The organism is Robinsoniella sp. RHS (assembly GCF_001029355.1).
GTDB lineage: Bacteria > Bacillota > Clostridia > Lachnospirales > Lachnospiraceae > Robinsoniella > Robinsoniella peoriensis.
Genome location: NZ_JNGB01000033.1, coordinates 13,976 through 35,668, shown reverse-complemented (window position 1 = coordinate 35,668; position 21,693 = coordinate 13,976). Strand labels below are relative to the sequence as shown.

21 protein-coding genes are annotated in these 21,693 nt (G+C 41.0%); 17 read left to right on the top strand and 4 right to left on the bottom strand.

The window, feature by feature from the left end:
- Window positions 1-15: 15 nt before the first annotated feature.
- The 5 genes from RHS_RS31145 to RHS_RS15840 all read left to right on the top strand — a co-directional run bounded on the left by RHS_RS31145 (window position 16) and on the right by RHS_RS15840 (window position 4,543).
- Window positions 16-189 carry a hypothetical protein gene (locus RHS_RS31145; protein WP_395014113.1) on the top strand — a complete coding sequence of 58 codons (174 nt, stop codon included), beginning with the start codon at window positions 16-18 and terminating at the stop codon, window positions 187-189.
- Window positions 190-335: 146 nt separating this feature from the next.
- Complete coding sequence (locus RHS_RS15855) at window positions 336-1,205, top strand: MerR family transcriptional regulator (RefSeq protein WP_047833737.1); 870 nt, start codon at window positions 336-338, stop codon at window positions 1,203-1,205.
- A 150-nt stretch (window positions 1,206-1,355) separates the two neighbouring features.
- On the top strand, window positions 1,356-2,237 hold the full coding sequence (locus tag RHS_RS15850; protein ID WP_047833736.1) for a helix-turn-helix domain-containing protein: 882 nt from the start codon (window positions 1,356-1,358) through the stop codon (window positions 2,235-2,237).
- 131 nt (window positions 2,238-2,368) lie between these two features.
- Entirely contained in the window at window positions 2,369-3,292 is a 924-nt protein-coding gene (locus RHS_RS15845; protein WP_047833735.1) for a hypothetical protein, read from the top strand.
- A 312-nt stretch (window positions 3,293-3,604) separates the two neighbouring features.
- Window positions 3,605-4,543, top strand: coding sequence for an amidohydrolase family protein (locus RHS_RS15840; RefSeq protein ID WP_047833734.1), 939 nt, complete (start codon window positions 3,605-3,607; stop codon window positions 4,541-4,543).
- Window positions 4,544-4,562: 19 nt separating this feature from the next.
- Here the strand turns inward: RHS_RS15840 and RHS_RS15835 are convergent, their stop codons facing one another.
- Together RHS_RS15835 and RHS_RS15830 are read right to left on the bottom strand one after the other, a co-directional pair.
- Window positions 4,563-4,763 carry a DUF554 family protein gene (locus tag RHS_RS15835; protein WP_044293050.1) on the bottom strand — a complete coding sequence of 67 codons (201 nt, stop codon included), beginning with the start codon at window positions 4,761-4,763 and terminating at the stop codon, window positions 4,563-4,565.
- The gene (locus RHS_RS15830) at window positions 4,753-5,040 is read right to left on the bottom strand and encodes a DUF554 family protein (protein WP_047833733.1); all 288 of its coding nucleotides are present in this window, start codon (window positions 5,038-5,040) and stop codon (window positions 4,753-4,755) included. Before RHS_RS15830 ends, RHS_RS15835 begins: the two co-directional genes overlap by 11 nt.
- Before the next feature lie 306 nt (window positions 5,041-5,346).
- Between RHS_RS15830 and RHS_RS15825 the strand changes: the two genes are divergently transcribed.
- Complete coding sequence (locus tag RHS_RS15825; protein WP_047833732.1) at window positions 5,347-7,152, top strand: serine hydrolase; 1,806 nt, start codon at window positions 5,347-5,349, stop codon at window positions 7,150-7,152.
- A gap of 160 nt (window positions 7,153-7,312) precedes the next feature.
- Here RHS_RS15825 and RHS_RS15820 read toward each other — a convergent pair whose 3' ends face one another.
- Both RHS_RS15820 and RHS_RS31140 read right to left on the bottom strand, forming a co-directional pair.
- Window positions 7,313-7,927 carry a hypothetical protein gene (locus tag RHS_RS15820; RefSeq protein WP_047833731.1) on the bottom strand — a complete coding sequence of 205 codons (615 nt, stop codon included), beginning with the start codon at window positions 7,925-7,927 and terminating at the stop codon, window positions 7,313-7,315.
- Window positions 7,928-8,034: 107 nt separating this feature from the next.
- Window positions 8,035-8,640, bottom strand: a complete 606-nt coding sequence (locus RHS_RS31140; protein ID WP_052377756.1) for a TetR/AcrR family transcriptional regulator — start codon at window positions 8,638-8,640, stop codon at window positions 8,035-8,037.
- A 194-nt stretch (window positions 8,641-8,834) separates the two neighbouring features.
- Between RHS_RS31140 and RHS_RS15810 the strand changes: the two genes are divergently transcribed.
- The 11 genes from RHS_RS15810 (at window position 8,835) to RHS_RS15760 (ending at window position 21,593) form a co-directional block, all read left to right on the top strand.
- Window positions 8,835-9,539, top strand: a complete 705-nt coding sequence (locus RHS_RS15810) for an ABC transporter ATP-binding protein (RefSeq protein ID WP_047833730.1) — start codon at window positions 8,835-8,837, stop codon at window positions 9,537-9,539.
- The gene (locus tag RHS_RS15805; protein WP_047833729.1) at window positions 9,539-11,797 is read left to right on the top strand and encodes an FtsX-like permease family protein; all 2,259 of its coding nucleotides are present in this window, start codon (window positions 9,539-9,541) and stop codon (window positions 11,795-11,797) included. The genes RHS_RS15810 and RHS_RS15805 overlap by 1 nt, the downstream gene beginning before the upstream one ends.
- A 130-nt stretch (window positions 11,798-11,927) precedes the next feature.
- On the top strand, window positions 11,928-12,755 hold the full coding sequence (locus RHS_RS15800; RefSeq protein WP_044293042.1) for a MerR family transcriptional regulator: 828 nt from the start codon (window positions 11,928-11,930) through the stop codon (window positions 12,753-12,755).
- Between the two features lie 20 nt (window positions 12,756-12,775).
- Window positions 12,776-13,960: an AraC family transcriptional regulator gene (locus tag RHS_RS15795; RefSeq protein ID WP_138002428.1), complete on the top strand. Its 1,185-nt coding sequence runs from the start codon at window positions 12,776-12,778 to the stop codon at window positions 13,958-13,960.
- 253 nt (window positions 13,961-14,213) lie between these two features.
- Window positions 14,214-15,374: a 1-propanol dehydrogenase PduQ gene (locus tag RHS_RS15790; protein ID WP_047833749.1), complete on the top strand. Its 1,161-nt coding sequence runs from the start codon at window positions 14,214-14,216 to the stop codon at window positions 15,372-15,374.
- Between the two features lie 375 nt (window positions 15,375-15,749).
- A complete protein-coding gene (gene eutS / locus RHS_RS15785; protein ID WP_027293621.1) occupies window positions 15,750-16,100 on the top strand; it encodes an ethanolamine utilization microcompartment protein EutS in 351 nt (116 codons plus the stop codon).
- Between the two features lie 21 nt (window positions 16,101-16,121).
- Entirely contained in the window at window positions 16,122-16,556 is a 435-nt protein-coding gene (locus RHS_RS15780; protein WP_027293622.1) for a EutP/PduV family microcompartment system protein, read from the top strand.
- Window positions 16,557-16,626: 70 nt separating this feature from the next.
- Complete coding sequence (locus RHS_RS15775; RefSeq protein WP_027293623.1) at window positions 16,627-17,217, top strand: ANTAR domain-containing response regulator; 591 nt, start codon at window positions 16,627-16,629, stop codon at window positions 17,215-17,217.
- Window positions 17,214-18,608, top strand: coding sequence for a sensor histidine kinase (locus tag RHS_RS15770; protein ID WP_044293041.1), 1,395 nt, complete (start codon window positions 17,214-17,216; stop codon window positions 18,606-18,608). Before RHS_RS15775 ends, RHS_RS15770 begins: the two co-directional genes overlap by 4 nt.
- A 157-nt stretch (window positions 18,609-18,765) precedes the next feature.
- A complete protein-coding gene (gene eutA, locus RHS_RS15765; protein ID WP_027293625.1) occupies window positions 18,766-20,202 on the top strand; it encodes an ethanolamine ammonia-lyase reactivating factor EutA in 1,437 nt (478 codons plus the stop codon).
- A gap of 23 nt (window positions 20,203-20,225) precedes the next feature.
- A complete protein-coding gene (locus tag RHS_RS15760; RefSeq protein WP_027293626.1) occupies window positions 20,226-21,593 on the top strand; it encodes an ethanolamine ammonia-lyase subunit EutB in 1,368 nt (455 codons plus the stop codon).
- Window positions 21,594-21,693 lie beyond the last annotated feature (100 nt).

Genomic DNA, 21,693 nt, shown 5'->3' with positions numbered 1-21,693 from the left:
GGCGCTGCGTATTTTGTGACGTTTCTAAGGCATCTTTTTGATTTTGTGCTCAGTGATTCACTGGAAGTGGATTTCATACTGGAAACAGTTAAGAAGCTGATTGAGGAGCATGGCATCTCACTGCATGCAAGTACCATTGTCCATTTGGGTCAGGCGGAAAGTTCTGCTTTTACTGAAGGAGGAAGATAAGCGTCCGGTTATCCTGATTAATTCAAAAATAGTATTGACTTTCACGCAACGTGATAGTGTAATATTAAGATAAGAATAGAGAGAAATATTCGCCGGCAAATTATTTCTATACTATTTCTTAATTATTTCCAGGAGTTGATATAACTATGAGAACGATAAGCCAGATTGCTAAATTGACAGGAGTAAGTATACGCACATTGCAGTACTATGATGAAATTGGACTTTTAAAGCCAAGCGAAGTAACATCATCCGGTTATCGGTTATATAATAATGATGCTTTAGAGCGATTGCAACAAATTTTATTTTTTAAAGAAATGGATTTTAAGTTAAGGGAAATCAAAGAATTTGTAGAAGATCCCGGGTTTGACAAAATCGAAGCGTATAAAAAACAAAAGAAATTACTAAGTTTAAAACGTAATCGGCTGGACAAACTGATAGAACTTCTGGGTAAACTGGAGAAAGGGGAACAGTGTATGAGTTTTAAAGAATTTGATTTGAGTGAATATATAGATGCCTTGGAGCAGTTTAAAAAAGAAAAGACAGAGGAGGTTATTAAATATTGGGGCAGTTTGGAAAAGTTTAATGAGTTCATTCAAAAAGTGAAAGACGACCAGACAACCTTAGCCCCAATAGCAATTAAACAATTTGGAAGTGTTGAAAAATATACGGAAGCGATGAAATACAACCTGGAGCATTTTTCAGAAATAATGGAGCAAATGAAAGTACTTGAGGAAAAGAAAGATGACATTCTGAAAACAAATAATGATTTATATGAAAAATTGACCGCAGACTTAACCAAAGATCCGGCTTGTAATGAAATACAGGACATACTTTGTGAAATCATGGATATGTTCAAGGTGACTGGTTTTGAGGTAGATATGGGCGAAGGATATTGGGATATGGTGATAGAAAGTTATTCACAGGATGCCATAAGAAAAATTACAGATGATAAATATGGAGCAGGTGCATCCGATTTTATTGTTAAAGCAATGCAGAGTTATTTTCATAAGCAGTAATCAGCTCTTTTATTTACCTTCAAGTAAAACACTTTTTAGTTTATCAGGTGTGGCTAATGTGGTAATATATATACCAGGTATGTTCATTATCGTCATAAGATTCTGGACATAACATGTTCCAATATATTTGCGTATGAGACAAGGAGAAAAATGGAATTTTATCAAATATATAAACCATTAACAGCCACCCCTTTCAAAAAGGATGAAACATATATTGAAATAGAGCCTTGTGATGCTTTAAAACCCTATATCAGGTGCTTTTGGGGGACAGAGAGACCGATTATACAGCCAAAAAGCGATAGGGCTGTCAGCAGCATCGTGACACCCGATACATGTATGGATATTATGTTTGACATAGATTATACAGATAATAAACTTAAAAATAACTTTTCCGGGATAAATAACAGTTCTTTTCAAATATGTTCACAGCCTGGTACTGAAAAACGAATATCTAAATTTGCAATTCGTTTTTATGCCTGGGCAGTAATTTTATTTTCCGAAGAGTCTATGGTTGATGCTAAAAATATGTTTTGTGATGTAGGATACTACTTTTCTAAATTAAAGAAATTACTGGAAAACAGATTGTTTGACACAGACAGCCTGACGCAGCGCAAAGCGATTGCAGAAAATTATCTGCTGGAAAATTATCATCCGGAACGCATAAATCATATCGTCACAGATGCATTATTTGAAATTTTCCTGAATAAAGGAAATATAAAGACCTTGCAGCTTGCCAGAGAAGTTCATATCAGCAGCAGACAGTTAGAACGGTTATTCAAAGAGAATATCGGAATATCCCCAAAACAATTATCTTCTATAATCCGGTATCAATATTTGTGGAATGATATAGTGAAATACAGAAAATTTGATGTATTACATGCCCTTTCTAAATATCATTATACGGATCAGTCTCATTTACTGCATGATTTTAAACGTTTTCACTCTATGTCAATTCAGGAGGCCAAAAATCTCGCATTAAAGGATGTCGCTTTTTTACAAGAAAATGAGAATGGAATAAAATATAATATATAGAGGTAAGAGGCACATCAGCAAATGTCTGAGAACCAGATGTAACTTTGTAACTATATAACAGATGTACAGCCCTGGTTGAATTGGGACAGGCATCACCGCAGGCAGGCCTGTGATATGCAGGAGGTATAAATATGAAGAAAGCAGATAAGAATCACATAGAAGTATGGATGCATAGAAATGCAAGGGAACTGGAAATGACAAGATGGAATTATTATTTTGCAAACGGAAGTAAGGAAGAGATAGTAAATGCAATTATGTATTTTCAAAATGAGGATGGCGGTTTTGGGAATGGGATTGACCCGGACAACTGGAATACCAACTCCTTACCTTATGGGACATATTATGTTTTGGAGATACTGAAGGAAATCGAGTTTGATGATATCCAGCATCCAATTTATGCAGGTATTATAAAGTATCTGGAATGCCACAGTAATTTTCCGGATGGATGGATTTTTACAGTTCCTTCCAACGAGGAATATCCACATGCCAGTTTCTATAATTATGATGATGCATATAACAAAATAGAAAGCAGAGGGATTGTTTTAAGGTTTTGTGCATTTATCATTGAACACTATCCGGAATCGTCCATTTATGCACAGGTTTTGGAAATGGCAAAAAGATTGATCGATGGATTGACTGATGAAAATCTGGGAGACATGGGCCCCAATGGATATATATCCTTAGTAAGTGCAATGAAAAATGTGCAATTAGATGGATATGATTATGACAGATTAGAAAACAGGCTGAAAGAAGTAGTGAATAAATCTATTCAGAGAGATCCTGCGCAGTGGCCCTCTTATGGTTATCGACCATCAGATTATATAAAATCCAAAGATAGTATATTTTATTTAGATAATAAGGATATTGTGGAAACAGAACTGGATTTTCTGGTAGATACACTGCCGCAGAATGATGTATGGCCAATATCCTGGTCCTGGTTTGAAAACTATGAAAAATACCCAAAAGAATTTGCAGTCAGTGAAAATTGGGCAAAAGCTTATAAAGCTATAGAAAAAACAATGTTTCTGAAAAGATTCGGCAGATTGAATCAGTAAAATACAAGGTCAAATATAATGAACAGTGAGGTGGCAGAAGCTGCCTCACTGTTCGTTATGGGCGTTATTATAAGGATAAGCAGCAGTTTTTTCTGTCTCTGTTTTTGCAAGATTGTTAAGCGAAAAAGTTGATGGAAAGAAAAATATATGAAAAAGTTGATGGAAGGAAAAATATGTATGTAAAAAAGTTAGTGGGAAGAGCATAAATGTATAAATCGGATGGTGGCAGTACAAGATATACAGTAAGTATATTATGTATTATGAAAGGATGATACTGTCTGATAAATTTATCTGCCGGTATCCTTAGGATTGATGAGAACAAGAATTATAGATTTCCATACACATTTAGGTGACATTTTTCATGAGAATAAGAATATAAGCTTTAAAGCACCACAGCATTTACCAAAATATAAGGACCCTTTCAAAGAACTGGGAGAAGGAGGTTACCGGGCACCGCTTATCGCAGATGATCCGGATGCCTTAAATACTTTAATTGATGCAGGACAATTCCGTATCTGGGAAAAAGGGAGTTTACAGTCTGTCCGGGAGGAGATAGAACGTAATCGAATGGATTATATGGTATCTCTGCCGGTTCTTCCCAATACCAGTTTTGAAGAAACGCTTGCAGCATCAAAACTAGAGCCCAAAATTCTTCCATTTACCAGCCCGGATTTCTCTCTTCCAGTGAATGAAATGCAGGAAAAACTAAGAGAGGATATCAGGATGGGAGCAAGGGGATTAAAACTTCATCCGATTCTGCAAAACGTAAAATTAACGGATAAGCGGACTTATGCTGCGGTTGAGGTTTTTGGAGATTTAAAGCTTCCGGTAACTGCACATTGCGGGGTAAATGATTATTATAAACCGGGCAGTCCCTATCAGAATATTGCACCAAAGGAGTATGGAGCCCTTCATTATATGCTTGCGCTGATTGAACGGTATCCCCAGTATATTTTAATTCCGGCTCATGCGGGTGGAGAATGTGGAAAAGAGTATCTGGAACTGGCGGATGCAGTTAGAAAACATAAATGGAAGCATGTATATACCGACACCTCGTTTAAGGGAACTGAGGTTATAAAAGAATTAGTTGAATTGATGGGAGAGGACAAGATTCTGTTTGGGACGGATTATCCGTTTGGTGAAGCAGAATCCTCGATTGCACTTTGCAAGGAAGCGTTTTCCGGTAAAGAAGATGCTGCGGATAAAGTTTTTTACCGGAATGCCGCTGCGCTTTTAGGTATCATGGCATAAGTTTTTCTCGGGTTTGGAATTAGGAAATGACTGCATAAAGGACTGGGATAATTAAGGCGGGCAGCATATTGCCCACCCGGAATTTCTTGCCAAATGCAATATTAATTCCTACGCAGAATATCAGTGCGGATCCAATATACGAAAGATTGGCAATCAGTTCTTCTGCTACAAAATATCCCGCGAAGTGCGCCACCAGTGTGATGCATCCTTCATATACCAAAATGGCAAGTGCAGAACAAATTAATGATTTCCCCGAACAGGCTGCCAAGAACCAGGGAAAAGATCAGCAACATGCTGCCTTTGGTTTCGATCATGCCGTTTTGAAACTGCAGCATTCCCTGTAATGTGCCGCTGATACCTATGAATATGGTAGCAACTCCGCAGGCACACATGAGAGAAGCCTGCAGTTCTTTTTTTATACCCTTGTGCAGGAAAATGCCGATTCCGCTTCCGGCAATGACGGCGATGGTGTTGATTAGTGTACCGGTACCAAACATGAAAGTAATCCTCCAGCTTCTATAAATGTCATAAGGAAGATTATAACATCAGTTATGGTGTTTGGAAAATATTTTTTAGAATATGCATATAAAAATTTTATAGTTTCTTTTGGAAAATATTATTTTTGAAGGTGGTATATAAGGTTTATCCATACTATAATCATAGAGTAGGTAACTTAGTGAATTGTTGTGCAATGCTTACTTAGCAGCATTTAAGAGATAGAGTCTGTTTGAAAAATTGCCCGAATTGAAACGGAATTTTATAACCGGGATTTTCAGACACACTCTGAAACGGAGGGATACATAATGACGAAAGAACAGATGGCTGTATTTGAACTAATCTGGAATTTAATAAATGGAAAAACTGATCGTAGTAAAGTTGAATTTGCTCCGCAGAAGATACCTTTTTCAGGGGAAGCACCCTATGAACAGGCATTTCAGAGGGCAATTCCGGAAACACAGGGAATTTCATCTGCAATGATTGGGGATCTGCTGGAGGAACTGGCAGGAAATGACGGGATCAATATGCATCATATTATGATACTGCGAAATGGTTATGTCATAGGAGAGGCCAGTTTTGCACCCTACATTCAGGGGATGTGGCATATCACTCACTCCATGTGCAAGAGCATTACCGGAATGGCAGTGGGAATGCTGATTGCAGAAGGCAGGCTGGAATTGGATGACCGGGTTCACGATATTTTCGAGAAGAAAAATATACTGGGATTATTCCGTCAGAAAAATATTACGGTTCGCAATCTGCTCACTATGTCCAGCGGTGTTGTCTACAATGAGGCTGGGGCACTGGCTGGAAATGAATGGGCGAAAAGTTTTCTGGAGTCTTCCGTAAAAGGAACACCGGGTACAGTGTTTGACTATAACAGTATGAATACTTATATGCTGTCCGCCATTGTGACGGAAATAACGGGGGAGACACTGACGGAATATCTGACGCCGCGACTTTTTGAACCACTGGGAATTACAAAGTTTTTCTGGGAAACCTGTCCGAAAGGGATAACGAAGGGGGGCTGGGGACTTTTCCTCATGCCGGAGGATGCTGCCAAGCTTGGACAGTTGTACCTTCAGGAGGGCAAATGGAATGACCGCCAGATAATTCCGGCTGCCTGGGTGGAGGAATCTACAACGAAACAGGTAGATACGCCGCCGGAAAAAGGTGGTTATGGATATGGTTATCAGATATGGATGGGAGGGAGACCGGGAAGTTTTCTCTTTAATGGGATGCTGGGACAGAATGTGATAGTTTATCCGGATCTTCAAATGGTGATTGTAGTCCATGCGGGAAGCAGGGAACTCTTCCAGAAATCTACCCTAATGGATGTGATTGGCAGGTATTTTGAAAATGATTTTACCCCGGCTGAGAATAAGGTGAGCGTCACTGCAGAAGAAAATGCCAATTATTCCAGACTTTTAAGTATCCGCAAGTCACTGGGAGGAGCAGGAACGGATCTTCCGCTGATTGAAAAAGGTGGATGGAAACACCGCCGTATACAGAAGCAGAGAAGACTGCCAAGGCAGAAGCTTGTACCGGATGACAGACAATGGGCAGCCGGCAGAGTTTACGGGATGGAACAAAAACATGTGGGACTGGCGCCGTTAATCATTCAGGTGATGCATAATAACTATTCTGAGGGCATTACGCAGATGGGATTTTCCCAGGATAATGGGAAATTTTATTTGGAAATACAAGAGGGTTCTGACAGCCATAAGATTGAAATCGGGTTTCATGGGGCCAGAACCACGGCGGTAAAGTTCCATGAAGAAGAGTATCTGGTTGGGGCAGAAGGCAGATTTACAACAGATGAAGAAAACCGCAGGGTATTGCGGATCTGGATTACCTTTTTAGAAGAAGCAGTAAGGCGGGAAGTGAAATTTTACTTTCAGGACGAAGAAGTGGAAATTCGCTGGGATGAAGCGCCGGGTAAAGATGTCATTTTAAAAGGCCTGGATTCATTTGCAGCAATGCCTGCAGATAATCTGATAATTAATAATCTGAGAGGGATGGTAAATCCGGAATTGTTTTATTATCTGATCGGACGGACCATTCAGCCTGTGGTGAAAGGACATTTGTTACAGACGGAGTCTGGATGCTAGCACTACAGCGTGTCTGAAAGTTCATTCCCGCCATCTGCACGAACCACTTTACGGCATATTTGCCCCGGATTCAGGTTACGTAGACCTCTACGCGCCTTCATCCGGGATAAATATCCCACAAACTGTGACGATGCTGCGATTTTGATATCAGGGAAAGTAGTTATACCGGATTATTCAGTTGGTACCGGATCATTCCGCCCTTTTCTTCATAGCCGGTATGCCATAACTCACGGAGGGAAAAAACAGTTGCTTTACCATAGGAAGCAGCTGTTACCAGTACATCGGATTCCGACTGTTCATATCCAACAAGCAAAAACCAGTGCCAGGAAAAATCTTTAAATTTACAGTCTGTATGCTTCAGCATAAGATAGGGAATAGGGTATCCCTGATCTATAAGGGCAATAATAAAAGAAGCTGCTTCGTCATAAGAATGATCTCCGGAAAATCCTTCCATGGAGATAAAATCTCCTTTTCCCAGATTTTGCAGGTATTTACAAAGACCGTCCATATAAATTGTCAGTTTTTTTATACCTCCGGCTCTTGGACGAAGATAAGGTTTCATCTTCATGGCAAAAGTTTCATAATCTTCTTTGGTTATATGGCTCACATCAAAGGGATAGAGATCCCTGACATCCCGGTGCAGTGCGAAATAAATGCAGCTGTCACAGGCTGTAGCAGCAGCACATCCGCCCATGTGCATGAGAAAATTGTGGAACCAGTCCTGGTTACCGCCAAAAGAGTCTCCAATATTAAAATAGAGCAGTTCTTTTTTCATAGCAGTCATCCCTCCTCTTTCCATTGTAGAATGAATTTTCTAACATCTTTAGTATAGGATATACTGTTTTTCATATTTTAGTTCTCAATAAATGTTTTTTAGAGTATTTAAGTTATTATAACAAAAACCAGTGTTTTTATGATTTCCTGCTTCAATACATCGTAGTCGATATAGGAATGCTTATGAAATGCTTTTTCATGGCAGTATGCTTCTACCAGGTTATAGGCAATATGGATCTTTTCATCCGGATCTTTCAGATTCAGGTTACTTTTTTTCGCTGCGGCAACAAAGAGCTGCATGATCTGATCCTCTAATGACATCCAAAGGCTGGCTTTTTCCTCATCAGAACTAAGCAGCGTATTCAGGTCATTATGAAGAATACCGAGACCTTCATGAATTTCACTGAGTTCATCTAGTAATTTATCGAGAAAAGAAATGAAGTTTGTCTGATCTATATTTTTTTCTACAAATTCCCGAACCAGCGGTTTAAAGCTTTGATCTACAATCTGGTTCATTATTTCCAACACAAGATCCATTTTATTTTCAAAATAACGGTAAAAGATGCCGGTGGATACGCCAGCCTCTTTGGCTATGTCAACAGCATTTACATGATAGTATCCACGTTCACGCATCAGATCCAGCCCGGCTTTCATTAAACGATTTTTTTTATCAATAGAACGTTGCTGGACAGGGGTTTTAATTACATCACTCATTTAACAAAGCCTCTCTTTACAAGATAATATGGTACTTCTGTATAGTATAACCGCTTAAGAACAGGTTGTCAAATAAGGTGAAAAAAGTTTCAGGTTTTATTGACAAACGGTTGCCGGAGTGATAGAATTCAAAACATGAAATATATTTCAGGTTTTGAATATGGATATGGAAAATCCATGGAGAGGAGGAATTTATGAGCCGGTTAATTGCATTTGAAGAGGTAGTGAAAAGTTATCCCATTGGAGAGAAAGTGCTGTTTGCTGCCAATCATTTGAATTTTACCATTGACGAAGGTGAATTCGTTATTATTCTGGGACCCAGCGGGGCGGGAAAATCTACCCTGTTAAACCTTCTGGGAGGTATGGATCATGTGACCAGCGGAAAGATCGTAGTAGGTGAGCGGGAAATATCAGAACTGAAAGCAGAGGAATTATCGGAGTACCGTGCAGAAGATGTTGGATTTGTATTTCAGTTTTATAATTTAATTCCTGCATTGACTGTTTATGAAAATGTTGCCCTTGTAAAAGAAATTGCAAAGGAAAGCCTGGATCCCGGTGAGATGCTGCAGTCGGTGGGGCTTTTGGAACATCAGGATAAGTTTCCCGCACAGCTGTCAGGAGGAGAGCAGCAGAGGGTTTCCATTGCCAGGGCAGTGTGTAAAAATCCAAAGATGCTGCTCTGTGATGAACCTACCGGAGCGTTGGATTCTGAAACAGGCATTTTGATTTTGTCCCTTCTCCAGAATATGAGCCGGGAACATAACAGAACAGTTATTATTGTAACCCATAACAGTGCCCTGGCTGAGGCGGCTGATAAAGTGATTCGGATTAAAAATGGGAAGATCCGCAGTGTCACGGTCAATGAGAATCCAAAGTCCGTAAGTGAGGTGGAGTTGTAATGCTGTTTCGAAAAATGCTGCGGGATATGAAAAATAATAAAATGCAGTTTATTTCCATTGGGTTAATGACATTTTTGGCAATTTTTGTTTATGCGGGAATTGGAAGCGAATGGTACACTTTCCAAAAGGGAATAGACAGTTACTATTCGGAAACGCATCTGGCGGATATCTGGCTTTACGGAAAGTCATTTACGGAAAGTGATATCTCCAACTTGCGGAAAACGGATGTTGTAACAGATGCCTCAAAGCGTCTTTATCTGAAAGGTACAGCTGATTTAAGCGGAGAACCGGAGCTGGAGATTTTGCTTATGGATGAGGATAAGATTTCTTCCTGTAAAGTGATTCGCGGGGAAAGCTTTGATCCTGCCGCCGACGGGATATGGCTGAGTGATAAATTTGCAGAGACAAGAGGACTTGCGGCAGGCGATACCCTGGATATGCAGGTGGAAGGTATTGTGATCAGTAAAAAAATCCTGGGAATTATGATAAGCCCGGAATATGTCTATGCTTCTGCGTCTTTTGACAGCATGGCAAATCCGGAGAATATAGGGGTTGTGTATGGCGGAATGGATTTACTGCCTCAGGGATTTCCCAAAGTTTACAATCAGATTGCGGCGCTTCTTAGCACAACGGACTATCAGAAAGCAGAAGAACAGATTGAGAAGCAGCTGGATGGTACATACAATGTATTTTTATCCAGAGATGGACAGGGAAGCTATCAGCAGTTCCGGGAAGAAATATTGCAGAATAAGGCAATGGGGGATTTGTTTCCATTTGTATTTATTGCAGTGGCATTGCTTACGATACTTACCACTATGAGCAGAATGATTAATAATCAGAGAACACAGATTGGAACTTTAAAAGCGCTGGGATTTAAAGACAGGAAAATCATGAGGCACTTTATCTGTTACGGGACAATTCCTTCACTGGCGGGGGCTTTGCTTGGCTTAATTCTGGGACCGGTTACCCTGACACCTTTGTTTTTTCAAATGCAGTCTGGCATGTATTCCCTTCCTCCGCTTACGGTTATCTTACTGCCCCAGGCAGTTCTTATGGCGGCAGCAGCAGTGGCTGCGTGTTCCCTCGTAACCTGGCTTGCCTGTAATAAAATCTTAAAGGAAAAGCCGGCGGATGCACTGCGGACGAATCCACCGAAGATTTCGAAGCATATGTGGTTTGAACAAACCGCGTGGTGGAAGCGGACCGGATTTGACTTCCAGTGGAATTTACGGGATACGCTGAGAAGTAAGGTGAGAAGTATTATGGCAATTGTGGGTATTACAGGATGTATGAGCCTGCTTACCTGTGCACTAGGAATGATTGATTCGCTGAACAATATTAATGATTGGAAGTATGGGCAGCTCACCCAGTACCGGAACAAGGTTTTACTGACAGAAGATTTGACGGCTTCGGATATGCCCTATCCGGGAGAGACCATCCAGGAGGGCAGTATTGAACTGCGCGCTAATGGAATTAAAAAAACAACGGGAATTACGGTTTTAGAACCGGAATCCAGTCTTACTGTTTTTACGGACAGCAGAAGGAATGAACAAAAGCTTCCGGTTAATGGAGTTTCTATCAGCTTCCATATGGCGGATATCTTAAATGTGGATGTGGGAGATGAGGTCTCATGGCATCTCTATGGGGAAAGCAAATGGGTGGAATCGAAAATCAAAGCAATATACCGGGATCCGGTGGCGCAGGGAATTACGTTATACCGGGATTACTTCGAAGAACAGGGCGGCAATTACCAGCCCACTTCATTTTTAACAAAAGCTAATATAGATCCGGATGCTGTTTCTTACACGGTCTGGAATATTGAAAGGCTGAAGTCCTCTGTTACAGAAATGATGGATACCATGTATTCGATTATCGACATTATGGTTGCGGCGGCAGTTTTAATGGCGGTTGTAGTACTTTACAATCTGGGAGTACTTTCATTTACGGAGAAGCTGAGGGAATTTGCGACCTTGCGGGTACTTGGATTTAAATCTGAGAAAATACGTCTACTAATGCTGCGTCAGAATATATGGCTTAGTGCATTGGGATTAGTCCCGGGATATTTATTGGGAAAATGGATTATTGATTTGATGTGCGGGATGCTGGGAGACAATTTTGATATGATGACGAAGATCAGTATGCTCAGTATAGGAATCAGTGTTGCCATAACGATGATTGTTTCCGTGGGAGTGAATATATTATTTTCCAGGAAAGTAAAAGATATTGACATGGTAAGTGCGTTAAAAGGCGCAGAGTAGAGGAGAGATTGCGATGAAAAAAAGGAATAAAGCAGCGGATCATTCTTTTTGGAAAAATACTTGACTCTCCCCTTAAGGGAGGATGTATAATAAATGCAAATACATCTGACAAATACGAGGAGGAAAAGATATGTTCCGGATTGGAGAATTTTCCAAGCTTTGCAAGACAACCATTAAAACACTGCGCTATTATAATGAGGTGGGACTTCTGAAACCGGAGTATATTGATGATGAAACAAACTACCGATTTTATTCAACCCGGCAGATTCTGGAACTGCACCACATTCAGGCGTTGCGTCAAATTGGACTGTCTATTATGGAAATCAAATTAATTCAGGATGGACATAATATGGAGGAGATACTTCATAATCGAAAAAGAGAGCTTGAGGAAGAATTAAGAGAGGGCAGGGATCAGATCTCCAGGATTAATTTTATGCTGTCCGGCAGCGAAGCGGAAAGCATGAGACAGTACCAGGGTATAATTAAAGAAATACCGGAATGCATAGTTTATTCCAAACGGCTTACTATTCCGGGTTACAGTTCTTATTTTCAAATCATTCCGGGGATCGGTGCTGCGGTGCAGGAAGCGAATCCCGATTTGAAATGTGCCATACCGGAATACTGCTTTTGTGTATATCTGGATGGTGAATACCGGGAGAAAGATATAAATATAGAGTTCTGCGAAGCGGTCACCCGTTTTGGCAATGAAGTTGAAGGAGTTGTTTTTAAGAAAATGGAACCTGTGGTGGTTGCCTCTGTCATGCATAAAGGATCTTATGAAAAGCTTCCAAATGCTTATGCCTATTTATTTAAGTGGGTGGAGGAAAATGGATATATTGCAGCCGGGAATCCAAGGGAGAGTTATATAGATGGCATCTGGAATGCAGAAGATCCCGGGGAGTGGCTGACCGAATTGCAGTTACCGGTTATAAAAGATAAAAAGGGGTGTTTGTCATAGATAAGAAGAAAAAGTACAGTATGCAAAAGCTGTGCCTGCTATCAAATATTGCCCTGTTTTTATATGAATCAGGAGCCGGGATCACGGAATGCTATGGTAATTTTGAGAAAGAGGAAAACCCCCTTGGGGCTGATTCCCACTTTACCAACAAGCTGATTGAGAGGTGCAACGGCATTGCTTGTCCGGCAGTGATAGTGGAAAACAAAGCAATTTATTTCAGTGCAATAAAGGCTGATGAAAATCAATATGTCCTGGCGGGACCGATGTGTTCGGAATTTCTTTCAAATGTGGAAGTACACCGTTTTTATAAGCTGCATAACATGGAGAAGATGGAGCAAAAAGCACCTGCCAGACTGGGGTTTTTGCAGATGATCTCTCTGATCAGTATGATATATACCACCATAACCGGTGAAATATGTAACGAAGAAATGCTGCTTAAGGAAAATAATCTGGCCTATGTAGATCCGGAAGAGCTGGAACGGGATAAAGCAACCTTTCGCATTGGCAAGGTTGAGGAAGAAGCTTATCACCATACCTACATGGAAGAACTCCAATGGATTAACTGCATAAAGAATGGCGATGAAGTAAAAGCAAAAGAAATGAGCGATTCTTTGGCTGAAAATGCAGGTAAACTGTCAAGAAAGGAAATGAACCACCAGAGAAATCTGGCGATCTGTGCGGTTACGCTAGCAACCAGAGCCGCAATTGAGAGCGGAGTTACTCCGGCGGAGGCTTATATATTAAGCGATGTTTATATTGATAAGATTGATAAATGCAGTGATGTGGGGCAGCTGATTGAATTGCGAAGGCTCAGCACTATGGAATTTACAAGACAGGTGATGGAAGCCAGAAAAGAAAAAGTCCGGTCTAATTATATTGAACAGTGTAAGGACTATATTATAAATCATTATCAATATAAAATCCGGCTGGAGGAAGCGGCAGATGCAATTGGGATCAATAAAAATTACCTGTCCCATCTATTTAAAAAAGAAGAAGGAATATCCATGAATGAATACATTAACCGCGTTCGTGTAAAAAGGGCGGAGAACCTGCTGAAATATTCCGATGCAACCCTGACGGAAATCAGCAGTTATGTCTGCTTTAATTCCCAGAGCCATTTTGGCAGCGTGTTTAAGAAATGTAATGGGGTAACTCCCCAGCAGTACCGGGATCGGTACAGATCCAGAGAGTTTTTGAAAAAATAGGGGATGACTATATATTTCTTGACTTTTCCAGAGCAGGTGCGTATAATTAATTTCAGAATATTCTATGTGCGGCGCAGTACATGGAGCTTAAAGGTACGTTGAAGTGTCTTGGATGAATTTTATCCGAGGCACTTTTTATGTTGTTTAGGCGTTTTGTTTGATTGCCGGGTTTGAATTGTTTCTTGATTGGCGGTGCAGCAAAGAGAGCATTCAATATGCGGGTATGAAGAATATGGAGGATAAGGAATTGAAGATGAAAACATTTCAACTGGGTACAGAAATTTTTATGGGTGAACTGGACATTTCCAGTGTTTGTCCTGACACGAAGAGTGTGTTTATTGTAACAGACAAATTTTTGGTGGAAAGCGGCAGGATTACTTATGTGACAGAGAAACTGGAGGCAGCAGGAATTCCATATTATGTATTTTCCGATGTGGTGCCCAATCCCGATATTGAGTTGGTTATGAAAGGAATTTCTATCATTGATGAGTTTAAACCGGATACGGTGATTTCTTTTGGAGGCGGTTCCGCAATTGATACAGCGAAAGGAATTATGTACTTTGCAGTCAGAACGGCAGGACTGCCCCGGTGTCTATCTATAGCGATTCCAACTACCAGCGGTACAGGATCTGAAGTTACGAGATTTTCCATAATATCAGACCATGAGAAAAATATAAAATATCCGCTTGTGGATGACAGCCTGCTTCCGGACATAGCAGTGTTAGACGCACACCTTACGGTAAGCGTACCACCGGCTATTACGGCTGATACCGGAATGGATGTATTAACCCATGCCATGGAAGCTTATGTTTCTGCAAATGCAACTGATTTTTCAGATGCACTGGCGGAAAAGGCATTTAAAATGGCGTTTGACAGTCTGCGAAGGGCATATCATCAGGGTGATGATTTGGAAGCGAGAGAAAATATGCATCATGCGTCCTGTCTGGCAGGAATGGCATTTGACAGTGTATCCCTTGGGGTAAATCATGGAATGGCGCATATTCTGGGTATTCGTGCTTCTTTGCCCCACGGACGTGCAAATGCAGTGCTGCTTCCCTACGTAATTGCTTACAATGCCGGAATTCAGGATGTTGGCGGTGAAAAAGAATCAGGGGCAGCAAAAAAATATGCAAGACTGGCGAAACTGGCAGGTTATGAATCCTACAGTGTCCGTTCCGGTGTGGTAAACCTGATTCACGGAATGGAAAAACTGTGCAGGGAGTTTAAAATGCCGCTGCAAATCAAAGATGCCTGGGAGGATCAGAGTGCATTTGAAGCATCGGTATCAGAGATGTCACGAATTGCCTGTGAGGACAGGTGTACGGCTACAAATCCGAGAAAGTGTCTTCCGGAAGAAATCGAAACTGTTTTCCGGGAAGCTTATTATGGGAAAAGTAAATATTTAAAGATGTAGGAACAAATGGTGAAAAACGGGGATAACAATGGTAAAAAATAACATATAATTGACGAAAAGTGTTGACAAAACTGTATAAAATAGTGTATAGTCGCTATAGAAGTAAGTGTGAAAATGTGAATGCAGTTCGCAGTCGCACTGCGTATCAGACAGTATCGTAAGCGGGATTACGATAAGTGTGAAAGTACGTATACATATTACCAACTATGAAGTATGCATTAAAGTATAACAAAAGAGAGATCTTTTCAACTGAATAAGCGGGTTGTGACGTAATGACCTGCAGTGTTTTTACGAAGTGATGGAACTTCCGGAAATTATATTTCTGGGGGTTTTTTGCGCTTTTACAGGATATTTTACTGCATAAGGAGTGAAAATATGATAGAATTAGATGAGAAAAAAAGAATTATTCAGGAATTTGTTCCGGGGAAGCAGGTTACTTTGGCACATTTGATTGCCAACCCGGATGAAGACCTGTATACTAAGCTGGGCCTGGTTGATGGGCGCGGAGCAATTGGTATTTTAACTATAACACCCAGTGAAGGTGCCATTATAGGCGCAGATGTAGCAACGAAAGCGGCAGATGTGAAGATTGGTTTTGTTGATCGTTTCAGCGGGTCGTTGGTTATTACCGGTGATATTGCTGCTGTGGATGCTTCTTTGCATGAAATTATGAATGTGTTAGGCGACATGTTAGATTTCACTCCTTCTAAAATCACTAGAACCTGACTATAAGGGAGTGGACATACCATGAAGAAAGTAATGTTTGTAGGCAGGACATACGCAGGAAAGACTACGCTATGCCAGTATCTTATGGGTGAATCAATAAAATATAAGAAGACCCAGGCGATTGAAATCCTGGGGAAAGAGCTGATCGATACACCGGGAGAATATCTGGAGAGACGGGGGTTATACCGTGCACTGCAGGTAACTTCAGCTGAGGCGGATGTGATCATCTTTGTGCAGGATGCTACTGCAGACGGCAGTATGTTTGCGCCAATGTTCACATCGATGTTTACGAAGCCGGTCATTGGAATTGTAACAAAATGCGATGCTGCTTCCCGGGAGCAGACCGCTCTGGCAGTAAAGTATCTGGAAAATGCAGGAGCAAAAAAGATTTTTTTAACAAGTGCAGTTGCGGGAAAAGGTATGGAAGACGTTATTCAATACCTGGAGGATCACTAGCAGATCATAAGTGATCCGGATATAAAGCATAATCGACAGAAGTAATGTGAGGTATAATGCGGAGGTACAAATGGAAGAATCAAAAGTAAGGGTGGTAATTGCGGATGATGAGCCGATTACCAGAATGGACCTGAAAGAATTGCTGGAGGATCAGAATTACGAAGTTGTCGGAGAAGCATCCGATGGTTTCGATGCAATTGAAGTTTGTAAGGCGGTAAGACCGGATCTTGTATTAATGGACATTGAAATGCCGCTTTTAGATGGGTTTTGTGCGGCAAAGGTATTAAAAGAAGAGGATATTGTGGATACGGTTATGATGCTGACAGCTTATAGTGATAAAGACTGTATCCGAAAGGCAAAAGAGATCGGCGTTTCCGGTTATATAGTCAAACCGGTAGCGGTAAGGACGATGATTCCGGCTATTGAGGTGGCGCTTGCGCAGAGTGCTCAGATGAAGCAGTTAAAGCAGGAAGGAACACAGGCAAAGAAACAGCTGGAAAGCAGGAAAATTATTGAAAAAGCAAAAGGCTTTATCATGCAGGAGAAAAAAATCTCTGAGCAGGAGGCTTATGATTATATCAGAAGCTTAAGTCAGGCAAAAAAGCTGTCTATGAAACGTGTGGCAGAAATGATATTATTGAAAGCAGGTGGGCATGTGTGAGTTCTAAAGTATATGATTTATGCAAAGAATGCACTCCGCTTACCGATTCGGATATTCAAGTGATTGAAGCTATGCAGCCTAGTCTTCAGCTCATTGCGAACATGGTAGGATGTGATGTGTTTATTGACTGCATTACAGAAGATAAATCCACCGCGATTGTAATCTGTGAGGCGAATCCGGAAAATGTACCCTCTGCTTATGCCAAAAGCGTAGTGGGAATGCTTGCCAGAAAAGAAGATGAACCGGCAGTAGAGCGTACGATCCGACTGGGAATCGGGACGAAATATGTAAAGGCAGTAACCCAGGAGAGAACAGAAGTAATGCAGAATGTAGAACCTATTTTTAATGATAACCGCATTATCGGTGTGTTAATAACGGAAAAACGTGCGGTAGAAGAAATTGAGGCCATAGAAGATGAAAAGCCAAGACAAGTAAATGTATTTGATAATTTAATACACGAATATGACTGGCTGATGCAGTATATAGATGAAGCATTAATGATGGTGGATGATAAAGGAAAAGTATGTTTCCGCAATATGATGGCAAAGGAACTGTATGCCAAGCTTGGATATGGCGGTGATATTCTGGACATGCCTTATGATAATATTCTTTTATATCAGCCCGAGCGTGAGTATCAGCCCGGGGAACTTGAAAAAACCGGAGTTGAAGTCACTGTTGGAAAATATTTTCTGAGGGTAAAGCAGATTCCCCTTGGGAAAAACGGAATTCAGTTCGCAATTGTTTTAAGTGATATTACGCACCTTAGAGAAAAAGAAAAGGAATTGGTGAATAAATCAGTTGCTTTAAAAGAAATGCATCATCGGATCAAAAATAATTTTCAGATGATTGCCAGTATTCTGCGTATGCAGAGCAGAAGAAGTGAAAACGACGAGGTAAAAGAAGTGCTGGAGGATACGATTAACCGCCTTCTATCGATTTCCATAACCCATGAATTGATCCTGCAGGGTGAGGATGATAATGTTAATATCTATGAAGTTGTGGAAAGTATAAAACGGGATCTGTTAAGATCATATATCTATCCGGATCTGGAAGTTAAAATTGATGTCATTGGAGATGAATTTAAGCTGAATGCAGAAGTGGCATCATCAGTTACCCTTGTAATTAATGAATTACTGCAAAACTCATTTAAGTATGCGTTTACGGATGTAACGTCCGGGCATATTATTATCGAGATTACCCATGGGAAGATGTATTCCCAGGTGAGTATAACAGATAACGGAAAAGGGTTTGCAGTTGATGCAGTAAAAAGAAAGAGCCTGGGATTATATATCGTAGATAGTGTGGTAAGAGAAAAACTGCACGGCAAGTTTAAGATAAAATCAGGGCCGGAAGGTACCAGAGCAAGTTTTGATTTTAAAATGTACAATTGAATAAGACAGTCCGATGCAGGGGTGTCTGAAAAAAGCGGTGAAGCTTAGGAGCAGAAAATTCTGCACCTGGGCTTTTTTTCTTGTTTGGAGGGTGCTCCAGAGCATTTTTCAGACACGATTCATCCTATCGGGTTATCAAATATAAGGGAGGCAGAACATGCATGAAGTCATTTTAAGTGTGGGAATTGATATTGGAACCTCCACCACACAGCTGGTATTCAGTGAATTGACCATTGAAAACCAGGCAACCAGCTATACGGTTCCCAGAATCAGCATTGTAGATAAGAAAGTTATTTTCCGCAGTGAAATCTTTTTTACTCCTTTATTGTCCCAGACGGAGATTGATGGGGAAGCGGTAAAACAGATCTTAGAGAGCCAGTACCATAAGGCGGGAATCAAACCGGAGGAGATAAAAACCGGTGCAGTTATTATAACGGGAGAAACAGCCAGAAAAGAAAATGCAAATGTAGTGCTGGATAGATTAAGTGGTCTGGCGGGAGACTTTGTAGTTGCGACGGCCGGTCCGGACCTGGAATCCGTACTATCCGGCAGAGGTGCAGGTGCAGATAATTTTTCAAAAGAAAAAAGAACTGTGGTTGCAAATGTTGACGTAGGCGGTGGGACCAGTAATATAGCGGTCTTTGACCACGGAAATCTAATTGGAACTACCTGTCTGGATATTGGCGGAAGGCTGATTAAAGTAGACCGGGGAACAAAGCGTATTACTTACATTTATTCCAAAATACAAAAGCTGGCAGAACGTCTGGGGATCCCAATCTCCGTAGGAGAGATTGCAGATGCAGCTAAAATAAGAAGTATCTGTACCTTAATGGCGGATCTGATTGGTCAGTCTCTTCATACACTGCCAAAGTCAGACTATTATAATGAAATATTTACGAATGGTGGCAATGGGCTGAAGGAGGAAGTAATACCAAAAGCCGTTACCTTTTCCGGAGGCGTTGCTGATTACATATATCAGGAAGCCGGTAACGATCTGTTTCAGTATGGAGATGTAGGAATCATACTGGGACAGGAAATCAGAAGAAACCGGTTTTTACAGAATTTAGAACTGTATCAGGCAGTAGAGACGATCCGGGCTACCGTAGTCGGTGCCGGGACTCATACCACAGAAATCAGCGGAAGTACGATTTCCTATGAAAAAAATCAGCTTCCGATGAAAAATATACCAATCTTGAAAATCAGCGAAGAGGAAGAAAAAACCTGTCAGGGAATCGAAGAATCCATCAGGCGGCAGATACCTTTGTATATTTCCGAGGGGGAAGCCGAACAAATCGCTATTTCATTTGCGGGAACAGGATATTCGGGTTTTGCCGGTATCCAGGAACTGGCCCAGGCTATTATCAATGGGGCGAAGGAACTGATATCAATCAGATATCCGTTACTGATCGTGGCAGAACACGATATCGCAAAAGCACTGGGACATGCTCTGAATGTAAAATTAAAGCACAGTAAGGAGGTCATCTGCATCGACGGTATCAGGACACAAAGCGGTGATTACATTGATATCGGAGAACCAATCGGTGAAGGGCGGGTAGTTCCTGTCGTCATCAAGACACTAATTTTTAATTCTTAAAGAAAAGATACGAGGTGAAAGTCATGATATTAAAAACAAAATTATTCGGCCATACTTATGAGTTTAAATCATTGAAGGAGGTTATGGCAAAGGCGAATGAAGAAAAGTCCGGTGATAAATTAGCCGGAATTGCGGCAGAATCAGCGGAAGAGCGAGTTGCGGCAAAGGTAGTATTATCACAGATAACCCTGGGGGAATTAAGAAATTCACCGGCAGTTCCTTATGAAATCGATGAAGTTACTAGAATCATCCAGGATGCGGTAAATGAACCTATTTACAATGAATTTAAGAATATGACAGTTGCCCAATTTCGTGAATGGCTTTTGGATACCAGCACAACAGGAGATATGATCCGTCGTGCCAGCCGTGGAATCACAAGTGAAATTGTTGCGGCAGTTACGAAATTAATGGGAAATCTGGATTTGATTTATGCAGCAAAAAAAATTGTAGTTACGGCACATTGTAATACTACAATCGGACTTCCGGGCACATTTTCATCCAGATTACAGCCAAACCATACCACCGATAACCCCAAGGGAATCATCGCATCGGCAATGGAAGGATTCAGTTTAGGCTGCGGTGATGCAGTATTGGGATTAAATCCGGTAGATGATACGGCTGAAAGTGTTGCCAGAATCTTAAAAAGTTTTGATGAGTTTAAAAATAAATGGGATATCCCTACACAGATCTGCGTACTTGCCCATGTCAGCACCCAGATGGAGGCCATTACCAAACACAATGCACCGATTGATCTGATGTTCCAGTCCATCGCAGGTTCTCAGAAGGGAAATGAAGCTTTTGGATTAAATGGGGCAATGTTAGATGAAGGCCATCAGATGATGGTTCAGCATGGAACTTCCACCGGACCGAATTACATGTATTTCGAGACTGGTCAGGGTTCCGAGTTGTCGTCAGATGCACATTATGGATGTGATCAGGTGGTAATGGAAGCACGCTGCTACGGACTTGCTAAGAAATATAATCCATTCCTTGTCAATACCGTGGTAGGATTTATCGGACCGGAATATCTCTATGACAGCAAACAGGTTATCCGTGCCGGGTTAGAAGACCATTTCATGGGAAAACTTACGGGAATTCCGATGGGATGTGACTGTTGTTACACCAACCATATGAAAACGGATCAGAATGACGTTGAGAATCTGGGTATGCTCTTATCAGCGGCGGGATGTAATTACATCATGGGAGTTCCTCACGGGGATGACTGTATGCTGATGTACCAGTGTACCGGATATCATGATGCAGCGGCATTCCGTGAAATTCTGGGACTGCGTCCGATTAAAGAGTTTGATATGTGGCTGGAAAAAATGGGATTTTCAAAAGACGGAAAACTGACCTCTCTTGCAGGTGATGCATCCGTATTTATGAAATAAGAAGTGAAGAATGCAGGAAGCTGCCAGAGCCTGTCTAAAAATATTTCTATCGGCATACAGCCTGATGAAATGAATTTTCAGACACGCTCTAAGAGAGAAA

Excerpts from the sequence above, each read along its gene's own strand:
- RHS_RS15760 (WP_027293626.1), top strand. The coding sequence starts at position 20,226 with ATGATATTAAAAACAAAATTATTCGGCCATACTTATGAGTTTAAATCA.
- RHS_RS15840 (WP_047833734.1), top strand. The coding sequence starts at position 3,605 with ATGAGAACAAGAATTATAGATTTCCATACACATTTAGGTGACATTTTT.
- RHS_RS15795 (WP_138002428.1), top strand. The coding sequence starts at position 12,776 with ATGCAAAAGCTGTGCCTGCTATCAAATATTGCCCTGTTTTTATATGAA.
- RHS_RS15825 (WP_047833732.1), top strand. The coding sequence starts at position 5,347 with ATGACGAAAGAACAGATGGCTGTATTTGAACTAATCTGGAATTTAATA.
- RHS_RS31140 (WP_052377756.1), bottom strand. The coding sequence starts at position 8,640 with ATGAGTGATGTAATTAAAACCCCTGTCCAGCAACGTTCTATTGATAAA.
- eutA (WP_027293625.1), top strand. The coding sequence starts at position 18,766 with ATGCATGAAGTCATTTTAAGTGTGGGAATTGATATTGGAACCTCCACC.
- RHS_RS15805 (WP_047833729.1), top strand. The coding sequence starts at position 9,539 with ATGCTGTTTCGAAAAATGCTGCGGGATATGAAAAATAATAAAATGCAG.
- RHS_RS15855 (WP_047833737.1), top strand. The coding sequence starts at position 336 with ATGAGAACGATAAGCCAGATTGCTAAATTGACAGGAGTAAGTATACGC.
- RHS_RS15830 (WP_047833733.1), bottom strand. The coding sequence starts at position 5,040 with ATGTTTGGTACCGGTACACTAATCAACACCATCGCCGTCATTGCCGGA.
- RHS_RS15780 (WP_027293622.1), top strand. The coding sequence starts at position 16,122 with ATGAAGAAAGTAATGTTTGTAGGCAGGACATACGCAGGAAAGACTACG.
- RHS_RS15775 (WP_027293623.1), top strand. The coding sequence starts at position 16,627 with ATGGAAGAATCAAAAGTAAGGGTGGTAATTGCGGATGATGAGCCGATT.
- RHS_RS15790 (WP_047833749.1), top strand. The coding sequence starts at position 14,214 with ATGAAAACATTTCAACTGGGTACAGAAATTTTTATGGGTGAACTGGAC.
- RHS_RS15850 (WP_047833736.1), top strand. The coding sequence starts at position 1,356 with ATGGAATTTTATCAAATATATAAACCATTAACAGCCACCCCTTTCAAA.
- RHS_RS15820 (WP_047833731.1), bottom strand. The coding sequence starts at position 7,927 with ATGAAAAAAGAACTGCTCTATTTTAATATTGGAGACTCTTTTGGCGGT.
- RHS_RS15800 (WP_044293042.1), top strand. The coding sequence starts at position 11,928 with ATGTTCCGGATTGGAGAATTTTCCAAGCTTTGCAAGACAACCATTAAA.
- RHS_RS15845 (WP_047833735.1), top strand. The coding sequence starts at position 2,369 with ATGAAGAAAGCAGATAAGAATCACATAGAAGTATGGATGCATAGAAAT.
- RHS_RS15810 (WP_047833730.1), top strand. The coding sequence starts at position 8,835 with ATGAGCCGGTTAATTGCATTTGAAGAGGTAGTGAAAAGTTATCCCATT.
- eutS (WP_027293621.1), top strand. The coding sequence starts at position 15,750 with ATGATAGAATTAGATGAGAAAAAAAGAATTATTCAGGAATTTGTTCCG.